Origin of the sequence: Citrobacter telavivensis (genome assembly GCA_009363175.1) — a bacterium.
Lineage (GTDB): Bacteria > Pseudomonadota > Gammaproteobacteria > Enterobacterales > Enterobacteriaceae > Citrobacter_A > Citrobacter_A telavivensis.
On record CP045205.1, the window covers coordinates 220,349 to 232,318 of the forward strand.

Consider the following 11,970-nt stretch of genomic DNA (forward strand, 5'->3'; position numbering starts at 1 on the left):
TCCAGCCAGACGGAGTTAGCGGAAACCGCCGGTTTTTACAGTGACAGAATGACCTCATCGAGATGGGAAAATGGGACCGGGCGCGACAGAAAATAGCCTTGTGCGGCAAAGGCAGGCGAACGTTGTACATCGCGCCACTCTTCCAGCGTTTCCACTCCTTCAACGATCACGCCGCGGCAATAGCGGTTCATCAGTTGCAGCAGCATGGTAAAGAGATTGCGCCCCTCAGGCGTCTGGCGAAGCATCACGAACAGTTCGCGCGCGATTTTGATGTAGTCATAGCGGACCTCGTTCAGGGCAGAGAAGTTAGCCATCCCGGTCCCGAAATCATCCAACCACAGCGGGCCAAACTCGCACATGCTGGCGAAGGAGGATTCTTTTGGCAGATGAATATGTTCTACCAGTTCAAAACGCAGCCACGGCATCCGTTCAATCATCTGCACAATGTTGGGCTGCTGGCGCATGGTGAGCAGCGTTGGACCATCGACATTCACGGAGGCCAGTAATTCATGACGCTGGAAAAAGTCAGCCTTTTGCTCCAGCAACTGAAGTTGTTCTTTGACGATATCAACGCGATGGCGCACCGCCACCCCGGCAAAATAGCGATCGGGAGCGATACGTTGGGTCGGATTGTCCGGATGCGTCACCACCGTCAGCAGTTCAACCGCTAACAGGCGTCCGTTGGTCTGGTAAATCGGCTGGTGAGTGTAAGCACGCTCGCACTGCAGCCAAAAGCGCCGATCCTGCAAGCTTTCAACGCTCGCCTCGGAATTGCTTAGCTGCTGGATAACCTGGTTTATCATCTCAGATGTCCCGTGATTAAGTGTGTTACTGCCCCGACTCGTCAAAGGTTATCGGCCTTCAGGCGGAGAACTTTATGTTCGGTCACGCGCAAAATTGAAAACGCGTTTGTAAAAATCAACGCAGAATACGGACTGGCTCAAAAAAATTTTTGGAACGTTGTTTTAATATGATTGACCACCCAACACCCACAGCGCACACTAACGCTAACTTTTTCTAAGCAGGTTCACGACTATGTCCAAAAAGATTGCCGTGATTGGCGAATGCATGATTGAGCTGTCACAGAAAGGCGCAGATGTTCAGCGCGGATTCGGTGGCGATACATTGAATACCTCCGTTTACATTGCCCGTCAGGTTGATGCTGCGGCACTCTCCGTACACTACGTCACGGCACTGGGCACGGACAGTTTCAGCCAGCAGATGCTGGAGTCATGGCACGGTGAAAACGTGGATACCTCACTGACGCAGCGCATGGAAAACCGTCTGCCGGGCCTCTACTACATCGAGACCGACAGCACCGGCGAGCGGACGTTCTATTACTGGCGTAACGAAGCGGCGGCGAAATTCTGGCTGGAGAGCGAGCAGTCAGCGGCCATTTGCGAAGAACTGGCGACCTTTGACTATCTCTACCTGAGCGGTATCAGCCTCGCGATCCTGAGCCCATCGAGCCGTGACAAACTGCTGTCGCTGCTGCGCGAATGCCGCGCCAACGGCGGGAAAGTCATTTTCGACAACAACTACCGTCCGCGCCTGTGGGCCAGCAAAGAAGAGACTCAGCAGGTTTATCAGAAGATGCTGGAATGCACCGATATCGCCTTCCTGACGCTGGACGACGAAGATGCGCTCTGGGGCGTGAAGCCGGTTGAAGAGGTGATCGCACGTACGCATGCCGCGGGAGTGCAGGAAGTGGTCGTGAAACGGGGTGCAGATTCTTGCCTGGTGTCTGTCGACGGTCAAGAACCGATCGACGTTCCCGCGGTAAAACTGCCAAAAGAGAAAGTGATCGATACCACTGCCGCTGGCGACTCGTTCAGCGCCGGGTATCTGGCCGTTCGTTTAACCGGTGGCAATGCCGCCGAAGCTGCCAAACGGGGTCACCTGACAGCCAGCACCGTCATTCAGCATCGCGGGGCGATTATCCCACGCGACGCCATGCCACAGTAAAATCGACCAGCGCCTGATGGCGGCGTAAACGCCTTATCAGGCCTACAGAAATCGTCTCCGTAGGCCTGATAAACGAGCAACATTCAGCAATTCTGTGATTTCCCTACTGCGCCGCCGGAATATCTGTCACTTCAGGATGCACTTCATCCGTCTCAACTGGCGTCGCCGCTGCCGCAACCGGGGTCATAATCTGTTCCCACGTCGCCTGTAACTCCTTCATGTTGAATTCCGGCTCACCTTTCGGCTGCAGCAGAATCAGCGCCATATCCTGTGATAACTGCTGACGCAGATCCTGATTCAACATTTCAACGGTCAGGCTGTTCAGGAAATCCTGACGCAAACGCTGATACTGCTCGGGCGCGATATCCACGACCTGATTTTGCAGCGAACGCAGACGTTGACCGATCAGAATATCGGTATCGGTACGGGCGTAGGTCGCAAACAGCTTCTGCAATTCCAGATTCTTTTGCGCTACCAGCGCGTTGAACTCTTCTTCCGGCAGGCCGTTATCACGCACTTTCGCCAGTTCACGCGCCACCGTGCTCAGATTGGCGGTAACCTTGTCGTTTGGCGATTCAATGTTGACAGCACACTGGGCGCGCTGGAACAACACGCGACAGTCAAAGCCGAGGCCGATGTCTTTCGCGTTGTTTTTGCTCAACGCCTGCTGAATGTGCCAGAACAGCGCTTCACGCGCTAAATCCGCGCGCCAGTAGCGCAGCAGCGCAGCGGACTCACGAATCGGCTGCCATGGCGTATCCCACATCACGGAAAGACGATCCTGGCGCACGGCGTCGGTCATGATGCTTACCGCTTCCGCACGCAGCGGTGAAAGCGTCGGCACTGGCGCAGGCGTTTCGCGTTTACCTTTCAGTTCACCAAACGTTTTGTTGATTTGCTCGGCCACCGAACGCGCATCGACGTTACCGACGATAATCAGCGTCATCGCATCCGGGGTGTACCATTTCTGATAGAAATCATGAACTTTCGCCGCATCCACCGGCATTTTCACCGGCTCGGCAGGATCGTGGCCCAGCAGCGCTGACCCTTTCAGACGATAGCGCCACCAGCCCTCTTTGGTATCGACGGGCAGCGTGGTGACCATGTCTTCCGTGCTCAGCGCGTGATTCACGACCTCAGGGGTGATAGTCAGTTTGCCCATCGTATTCGCCAGATAGTTCAGCGACTCTTTCAGCAGATCGTTACGGTTATTGGGCAGGCTAAGATTGTACTGCGTGGAATCGTAAGAGACCGTCACGGGCGGCATCGGACGCTTAGGGTCAAATCCCTGCTGCCACAGTGAACGCACCTGTGCGGCATCAAGGCCGCCACTCTGGGTTAACGCAATACGGGGAATAAGATGACTGAAACCGCTCTGTTGAGTACTTTCGGTGAGCGAACCGGTATTTACCAGCAGACGGACCTCGATACGGTCGCTGGGGCGCTGCGGGGTGGCTAACACTTGCCACTGTAAACCATTTGCCAGCGTCCCCTGTTGCCATGCCGGGTCTGGCTGGAGCGCATCCGCCTGCACATAGCCAGCAGTGGCCATCATCAGCAAACCGCCCGCTATAAGTCGAATTTTTGTGCCCTGCATGTGAACCCCTGATCAACAATCCTGGTAATAAAAAGACAACCCCTGTTGGGTTTGCCTGAATATGACGTTAAAAACACTTCGTGTTAGACCGCAAGAACATGAAAATGTCACGGAAGAAGTGAAATAAACCCGATACCTCCATGTTGAAGGATTCGGGCCCAGGGGTCAATTATGCGCAGGAGGCCGCAGCCCCACAAGGGACTGCGGTCATAAGTGTCGAGATTAAGAGGATATTTCGTGCGTTTTGCCTTCAGGTGCACGATTATTCAGCACATCGTCAAGCTTCTTGTGGTCCAGTTCCTTCACCCACTTCGCCACAACCACCGTTGCCACACCGTTACCGACCAGGTTGGTCAGCGCACGAGCTTCAGACATAAAGCGGTCGATACCCAGGATAAGCGCCAGACCGGCAATCGGCAGATGGCCAACCGCAGAGATGGTCGCCGCCAGCACGATAAAGCCACTTCCGGTGACGCCCGCCGCCCCTTTAGAGGAGAGCAGCAGAACCACCAGCAACGTAATCTGATGGAAGATATCCATATGACTGTTGGTGGCCTGGGCGATAAACACCGCCGCCATCGTCAGATATATCGATGTCCCATCAAGGTTAAACGAATACCCGGTGGGAATAACCAGCCCCACGACCGACTTGCGACAGCCGAGTTTCTCCATCTTGTCGAGCATACGCGGCAGCGCGGACTCGGAAGAGGACGTACCCAGCACAATAAGCAGTTCTTCACGGATATAACGGATAAATTTAAAGATGCTGAAGCCTGTGGCGCGGGCAATTGAACCCAGAACCACCACCACAAACACGATACAGGTGATGTAAAAGCAGATAATCAACTGCCCCAACTGCACCAGCGTACCGACACCATATTTCCCAATCGTAAAGGCCATCGCCCCGAACGCCCCGATTGGCGCCAGGCGCATGATCATATTGATGATGCCGAAAATGACCTGCGAGAAGCTTTCAATCACGTTGAAAATCAACTGACCTTTGCTGCCCAGACGATGCAGGGCAAAACCAAACAATACCGCAAACAGCAGAACCTGCAGGATGTTGCCGCTGGCAAAGGCGCCAATGACGCTGCCCGGTATCACATCCATCAGGAAGGCAACAATGCCCTGGTCTTTCGCCTGAGCGGCATAGACCGCTACCGCTTGCGCATCAAGGCTTGCCGGGTCGACGTTCATTCCGGCACCGGGTTGTACGACGTTGACGATGATAAGACCAATTACCAACGCAATCGTACTGACAATCTCAAAGTAAAGGAGCGCAACCGCACCTGTACGGCCCACTGCCTTCATGCTTTCCATACCTGCAATGCCGGTCACGACAGTACAGAAGATGACAGGGGCGATGATCATCTTAATCAGCTTAACGAACGCGTCGCCAAGCGGTTTCATTTGTGCGCCAAATTCAGGGTAGTAATGGCCAAGGAGAATACCAATGGCTATTGCTGTCAGGACCTGAAAGTAGAGGCTTTTAAACAGAGAGATTTTCATAAGGTGTCCTTGAAGTAAAAACCACAGGTCTTGTAAGGTTTTGGTTAACCTGCGGCCTTAAAATAACACCCAGACAACATGGCAGAAATGCACAAGGATCATAATTGAAACAAAAATGTTAAAAAACTTGAGCTGGCTCGCACAAGCCGGACCTTTTTAAAGTATTGTAATCACGTCAATTGTGCTTCAGGTAACGTTCTTCGAAGGTTTCTGCGGGTACAGCACGGGCATAAAGGAAGCCCTGAGCGATTTCAACGCCCGCCTGCGCCAGCCATTCACGCTGGGCTTCGGTCTCGACGCCTTCCGCCACCATCTGCAGATTCAGGCTACGCGCCAACAGGATAATGGCCGAGATCATGCTGTTATCTTCTGGCAGACCATCGACAAACATTTTGTCGATTTTCAGCACATCGATTGGCAGGGATTTCATATGCTGGAGCTGGCGCAGCCCCGCGTAGCCCATGCCGAAATCGTCCAGCGCGATACGCACGCCTGCGTTACGCAACGGACGCAGTATCGCCACGGCGGCATTCGGATCGTCGATCCGCCGACTCTCTGTCACTTCCAGAATGAGCATACCCGGCTGGATACGGTAACGGTTTAACAGTTCCAGCATGTCTGGCACCATATTCGGGTGCATCAACTGGAGCGCCGACAGATTGACCGACAGCGGTAGCGTGATCCCCCGCTCCTGCCAGGCCGCGAGCTGGCGGCAGGACTCCTCCAGCACCCAGTGGCCCACAGTGACCATCAGGCCGCAGGATTCAATACGTTCAATCATCCCTTCCGGCAATTCCCAGCTTCCGTCCGGCTGTTGCATGCGCAGCAACGCTTCGGCACTCACCACCTTGCCGCTGCTCATCTCCACCTGAGGCTGTAACCACAGGGCAAAGCGGTGGTTGTCCAGAGCGGTAAGAATATCACTCTCTTCGGTTAGCCGTTTCTGGGCCGCTTCCATCTGCTCAGGGTCGAAGAACTGAATCTGGTTTTTGCCCTTGTGTCGGGCGGTAAACGCCGCCGAGACCGCGCGTCCGTAGAGCTGTTCGGCGCTGAGATCGCCATAATACATCGCCACGCCAATGCAGCAGCTCGGACGCAGTTGGATCCCCTGCACTGGCAGTCGTTCATTAATGATAGTGAGTACTTGCTGACCTAGAGTAATCGCGTGCCACGGCTCTTTAACGCCGTGGGCGATAATGGCAAAATCGTAACCGCTAATCTGTGCGAGCACCATTCTCGGCGACAGCACCGATTTTAGCTTCTCCACCAGCGTCAGTAGCAGGATTTCCCGCTGCGCCTCTTTCAGCACGCCCGCCGTGTCGCGCAGCGTTTCACAGGTGACAATCATCAGCGCCGTGGTTTGCTGACGCGCCACAACCTGTTCAAGCAGCCCCATCAGGAACGCTTTGTTCGGCAGTTCGGAGACCGGAAAACGCATCGCGTTGTCCGTCTGCTCTTCGCTGTGGCGCTGAACCAGCTGCTGATTGAGGTTGTAACTGCGCACCAGCAGGCCAATCTCATCGTCATGATGCAGACGCGGCAACGCCAGCTGATGTCCAATCAAATCCTGCTGCGGAATGTTATTCAGCTCGCGGGCAATTTTGCGCAGCGGGTGCAAAATCAGGCGATTCACACACCAGCTAATGGCCACCGTCAGCATCAGGGACAAAAGTAAGTAAATGGTCACTAACGTAGACAGCGTACTCATCACAAACTTATACATGCGGAAGGAGTCGGCCTGGAGCACCAGATACGCCAGCGGCTGTGGATTCGCAGGACGCTCAAGCGAATAGACGGGAAGCGAGATCTGCACCGGCAGTTCGAAGAGCCGGGTCACCATCACCGGCACGGGCCGTTCAGGGATAAAGCTCATGCGCAGCGCCTGAAACTGATTCGGCAGCACCACATCGGCCCGTTGCACCACCCCGGCCGGTTTGATACTAGCGAGAATCGCTTCGGCTCCGGGAATATCGGCTTTTAAAATTGAGGAAGAGAGAGGTTCACGTACAGAACGGGCAATACTTTCCAGTTGCGTCGCCGTGTTATAGCGGTTCTGCTGTACCAGATGAAACAGCAAAACGGTGCAAAACAAAAATACAAACACCATGACAACGGCAGCCACCATTGCCATCTGCTTAATTGTTAACGAGCGACTGACGCGCAATATTGTCTCCCCCCCGGATATCCCAGATTGCCGCCCGAGTATACCCGATCGCAGCGACATTGAGAGAGGCTGTGTCGGAAAAGGACTTTTCTGATTATTGACTGCCGGATAGCACAGCGCTTATCCGGCCTGCGATCATAACCCTTACCAGTCCGCGTAAGGCACCAGCGGCTGCGGCGGTAAATCCATATCGCCCTGCCATCCTGCGGCGGAATAGCGAACGTACAGCAGAAAATGGCTTGGCGCGTAGTCTTTAGCCTGTTGAATATCCACGGCAGTCCCGATAAACCAGTTAGAGGTCACCCGACGCTCGATCAGCGCCCGCGCGGTATAACCAAAGCCCTGGCTGCTACCGCCACCGTTGGTTTGTTCGCTGGCTTCCTGACGGTAATCCGATGGAATCAAATTCAGCAACGGATAACGTGGCATCGTTTTGGTGCGCGAATGCGACCAGGACACCGAACCGCCCAATTCCCAGGACCAGTTTTCCGTCCGCTGACGCCACATCACCGGCACGGCGAAGGACAGGTATTCCTGCGGACTGTAGTAACCGCCGTGGCCCAGTGAATAACCGCTCAGATCTTTGTCGTAGTGCCAGATCATATTGTTCAGGCCCACGGTCACGCGACGGTTGTTCTCGTTGATGATTTTGTAGTAGTAACCGGTCATCCCCCGGACGCGCCAGTTATCCTCAACGTTCTTCCCGGTCAACTGATCGGCACCAAGAGAGGCCCAGACGCCGTTGGCTTCACCTTTGTCGTAGCTGAGACTAATCCCGCCGCCGTCAGCGCGAACGCCGCCCCATTTTTTGCCCGTATTAATGTCGTTGCTGTCGCCGTTGTGGCTCTGCGCATCCTTTTGTCCGCCAAAGGCCAGCAGAGAACTGGAAATGGGGCGACGATGCGCGTTCAGGGTATAACCCAACGGCCCAATGTCATTGCTGTAACTGACGCCGCCGACAACATCGACGACATTGAAGCCCATCGGCGTGGTGCCGATATCCCAGCTCCAGGTGTCATTCTTCCAGCCGACGGCGACGCTCGCCCCCGTATCCGACTGGCTGCGGCTGCCGCTACAGTCTTCCAGCGTACAGGTGCCCCAGTTATTGTCGTAGCGGCCATTCGCATCGGTTGAGAAGCTGCCTGCATTCATGTTGACCAGATCGGTACGGAAGAACATGCGACCGTCCGAATATGGCGCATCCACATGCAGCATGGTGGTATGCGCTTTCAGATCGGAATAGCCGCCGGTGCCGCTCGATCCCCAGTAGTCATGCTCCAGCGTGACGTTCAGATCCTGCTGGCGATATAAATCCGCCGCGTCGCTGCGCACGCCGCGCTTCAGCCAGTCATCTTTCTCATCGTTACGGGTCAGACGAGTAAAGGTGTCGTTATCCTGCGGACGCGTTGGCGTGATGCCGGACGCCACCATCGCGTCTTTATAGGTATCAAGCGCCTGCTGCGGCTCGCCGCTCTGCGCCTGGAAATTCGCGGCGTCACGCAGCACCATTGCGCTTTCCATTGACGGCGGCTGCGCTTTGGCCTGCGGAATCAGAGTGTTGAAGGTCTGCGTTGCGGCAGCGGTGTCGCCAAGCTGCATCTGCGCCAGCGCAATCCGCCGCTGCATGTTGATCGACGGGGTCTGCGTTGCGGGCAGTTTTGCCAGTTGCGCTCGCGCGGCGGGCTTGTCGCCCTGGGCGATGTACACTTCTGTCAGACCCAACATCGCATCGACGTTGTCCGGTTCGCGCGCCAGCACGGCGTCGTAAGCGCCTCGCGCCGCATTGTATTCCCCGCGCTGCTGCGCCCAGTCGGCCAGCGTTAAGTCGAGACGGGTCGAAGCAGGCTGTTGACGTAACAGCGCTTCGGCCTCGGCTTCCCGGCCGCTGTCGCGCAGGCGGTTAGCCGTTTCCAGCACCTGGTTGCTCTGCAACCGTTCTGCCAGTTCCTGAATGTTGCTGTTCCACTGACTGCGCGGCAGGCTGTTGATATGCGCCAGCGCCGCCCGATCCTGATTATTGCCGGACAGGTACAGTCCGTACGCGTAAACCTGTTCCGGGTCGTTGGGTTTCTGGCGCGCCAGCGCACTCATCTGTGCGTCAGCCTGGCTGCGCTGCCCGGCCTGCCACAGGTCGCGTGACAGACGATAGGTTATCCAGACGCTGCCCGGATCCAGCGCCAGTCGACGGCGTTGCAGTTCCGCCGCCTGCGCCCAGTTGCCCTGGTTTTCCAGCGTTTCAGCCTGCTGCGCCAGGCGATCGTTTTCCAGACCGCGTTCAATGTCATCAATGCTGCGACGCTGACTGGCAGAGAGCGTGGCGATAAACGCGGAGGCTTTCTCCGGCGACTGCGCGCGATAAAGGTTTGCCAGACCGCGTACGGCATTGGTGTTGCCGCTGTCCATGCGCAGCGTCTGCTGATAGTAGCGTTCGGCAGCCGGATAATCTTTCCGCGCCATTGCCGCATCGCCCAGTCCCAGAACCGCATAGCTGTCGGTATTGTCGATGTTTCTGGCCTGCTGATAGAGGCGTTCAGCCTGGTCAACATTGTTGGCTTTCAACGCGGCGTCGCCCTGCTGAATCGCCAGCCAGTAGCTGTTCACTTTCAACAGGCTTTCCCACTTGCTGCGGCTCCCGCTTTGCGGATCCATCGCCAGTGCTTTCTTAAACTGCGCAACGGCGCTGGCGCGATCGCCACGCTGAGAATAGGCCTGCCCCAGCGCGCCCACGACCTCGCTGTCGCTTTGGTTCGCTTTCACCGCCTGCTGCAGTTCAGAGACCGCCCGTCCGCCCTGTCCGGCTTCAACTGCCGCCAGGCCCTGCGCACGCGCGCGGAATGTAGGATCGGAGAGCTGTTTTTGCTGTTCGCTAAGCTTACTGCGCGCAGCGGCCACGCTGTCCCCTTCACTGAATACCATGAGGTATTTTTGCAGCGCCTTCACGCTGGCGTCGCTGACCGGCATATCCTTGATCTGGGTGTACCAGATATTGGCTGCGGCATTCCGCCCGGAGTTGGATTTCGCCATCTGCTCCAGAATCACAAAGCCTTCCGCTGGACGATCGTTATCAAACAGCAACTGCGCCAGCGTATTTTGCAGCGTGTTATTGCCTGGACTGCGGGCGTTAATTGCCTTCAACTGATTGATCGCCTGATTGCGGCGGGCAGGAATTTTTGCCACCGCACTCCAGTATTCCACTTCCAGGTCGCCTTCCGGCGGGCTGCCTTTGAACAGCTTATCGTAGGCGGCAACCGCTTCCTCAGCATGCCCGGTCGTCGCCTGTAGACGCGCCTGCTGCAAAGACTGGCGCCCTTCTGGCGTCGCTAACAGCATGGTCGTGCGGGAAGATTGATAGGCGTTAGAACTCGGCGCTAACTGAGAAAGTCTTTCAAGCTGCTTCTGCGCGCCGTCGTTATCGCCCTGACGCAGCATGTAGCGAAAACGGGCAGCGACCACGTCCGGATTATTCGGGTCAATCAGTTCGAGGCGATAGAGCGACTGACGCACCAGATCTTCACGGTGCGTGGCTTCGCCTAACCGCACCTGCTCCAGCAACTGCTGTTGCGCCGACGGCGCCGCGTCGGCAAAAGGCATCAGGGCAATGCCGAGTGAGACCCCGAGTAAACTTAATTTGAACTTGCGCATTCCTGGCCCCAGTCAGGTAGTAGCTCACCTTTAACGGTGAAGCGATAACGATGCTGATCCCACCCTTGTCCGAAGAGGGTTAGCACGTAGCTATAGTAGGCATCGCTGCCAGGGAAATGGTCCGTCACGCGCTGTCGCTGCACCGCTTGTGCGTCGCGGTTTTGCAGGAAAGGCAGTAAGGCCGCAGAAAAGCCCACCGGGCCATTGCCCTGCGCTTTGCCGCTGGCGACGTCCACTTTCTCCGGCGGGAGACCGTTTTTAGTTGTCAGGGTTGCCATCGGTTTGAATTTTGCCAGCAGCCGCGCTTTCTGCGGGTCGCCGTCATGCATCATGCCCGCCCACAGGTAGACGCGAATCGCGTCGTAACTGCTGACCAGCGTTTTCTCTGGCTTCAGTTGCCAGCCTTTGTTTTTCTCGTAACGGACCCAATCCGGCGAGAAGCCTTTCGGCGCGGTTTCTAACAGCAGTCGCTGGTTGGTTTCGCGCAGGGTGGACCACGGCGCGCCGAAGCGGGCGAAATACTGCGCCAGCTGCGGCGGCAGATAGCTCGGGTTGAAGCGCCAGGTGTTGGCTTCGGCAAAACCAATCTTGCCGGGTAAGAGCATGGAGCCCAGCCCCGGCACCGTTACCACTTCTTCGCTGGCAATCCGCTTCAGCAGGGCTTTGCCGATATCGGTGTAGCGCGGCTCTTTCCACAAGCGTCCCGCCTCCAGCAGCGACCACGCGATCCAGATATCGCCATCAGAAGCGGAGTTGCTATCCAGCACCGCCCAGGTGGAAGGTTCTTTTTGTCCCCACAGCCAGGCGGGCAGATGCTCCTGTAACGACCCTTGCGCGAGGTTGTTCTGCGTCCAGTCAAGTAACGCATCAAAGGCCCGGCGATCGTTGGCGGCGAGGGCAAAGAACATTGCATAACTTTGCCCTTCCGAGGTGGTAATTTTGCGTGCGTCACTGGGATCAATCACCCGCCCTTCCTGACTGATGTAATCCTTTTTAAATTGCTCCCATGCAGGCCAGGTACAGGCCGCCTGTACACTCAGCGCGGCCAGCATTAACACCATGACTATCCCACTACGCAACGCGTTCATTATTT

At 56.3% G+C, this 11,970-nt stretch carries 7 protein-coding genes; 1 reads left to right on the top strand and 6 read right to left on the bottom strand.

The window, feature by feature from the left end; all coding sequences use genetic code 11:
* Nucleotides 1-35 precede the first annotated feature (35 nt).
* Nucleotides 36-803 carry a cyclic-guanylate-specific phosphodiesterase gene (gene pdeH / locus GBC03_03260; GenBank protein QFS69298.1) on the bottom strand — a complete coding sequence of 256 codons (768 nt, stop codon included), beginning with the start codon at nucleotides 801-803 and terminating at the stop codon, nucleotides 36-38.
* Nucleotides 804-1,035: 232 nt separating this feature from the next.
* On the opposite strand from pdeH, the gene GBC03_03265 reads away from it, so the two are divergent.
* On the top strand, nucleotides 1,036-1,965 hold the full coding sequence (locus GBC03_03265) for a sugar kinase (GenBank protein QFS69299.1): 930 nt from the start codon (nucleotides 1,036-1,038) through the stop codon (nucleotides 1,963-1,965).
* 103 nt (nucleotides 1,966-2,068) lie between these two features.
* Here the strand turns inward: GBC03_03265 and GBC03_03270 are convergent, their stop codons facing one another.
* The 5 genes from GBC03_03270 to bcsZ all read right to left on the bottom strand — a co-directional run bounded on the left by GBC03_03270 (nucleotide 2,069) and on the right by bcsZ (nucleotide 11,968).
* Nucleotides 2,069-3,562: an insulinase family protein gene (locus tag GBC03_03270; GenBank protein QFS69300.1), complete on the bottom strand. Its 1,494-nt coding sequence runs from the start codon at nucleotides 3,560-3,562 to the stop codon at nucleotides 2,069-2,071.
* A 222-nt stretch (nucleotides 3,563-3,784) separates the two neighbouring features.
* Nucleotides 3,785-5,071: a C4-dicarboxylate transporter DctA gene (gene dctA / locus GBC03_03275; protein ID QFS69301.1), complete on the bottom strand. Its 1,287-nt coding sequence runs from the start codon at nucleotides 5,069-5,071 to the stop codon at nucleotides 3,785-3,787.
* Between the two features lie 175 nt (nucleotides 5,072-5,246).
* Nucleotides 5,247-7,235 (bottom strand): biofilm formation regulator HmsP, encoded by a 1,989-nt coding sequence (gene hmsP / locus GBC03_03280; GenBank protein QFS69302.1) that lies wholly within the window; start codon nucleotides 7,233-7,235, stop codon nucleotides 5,247-5,249.
* A 144-nt stretch (nucleotides 7,236-7,379) separates the two neighbouring features.
* On the bottom strand, nucleotides 7,380-10,877 hold the full coding sequence (gene bcsC, locus GBC03_03285; GenBank protein QFS69303.1) for a cellulose biosynthesis protein BcsC: 3,498 nt from the start codon (nucleotides 10,875-10,877) through the stop codon (nucleotides 7,380-7,382).
* Nucleotides 10,859-11,968 carry a cellulase gene (gene bcsZ / locus GBC03_03290; protein QFS69304.1) on the bottom strand — a complete coding sequence of 370 codons (1,110 nt, stop codon included), beginning with the start codon at nucleotides 11,966-11,968 and terminating at the stop codon, nucleotides 10,859-10,861. Before bcsZ ends, bcsC begins: the two co-directional genes overlap by 19 nt.
* Between the last annotated feature and the right edge of the window lie 2 nt (nucleotides 11,969-11,970).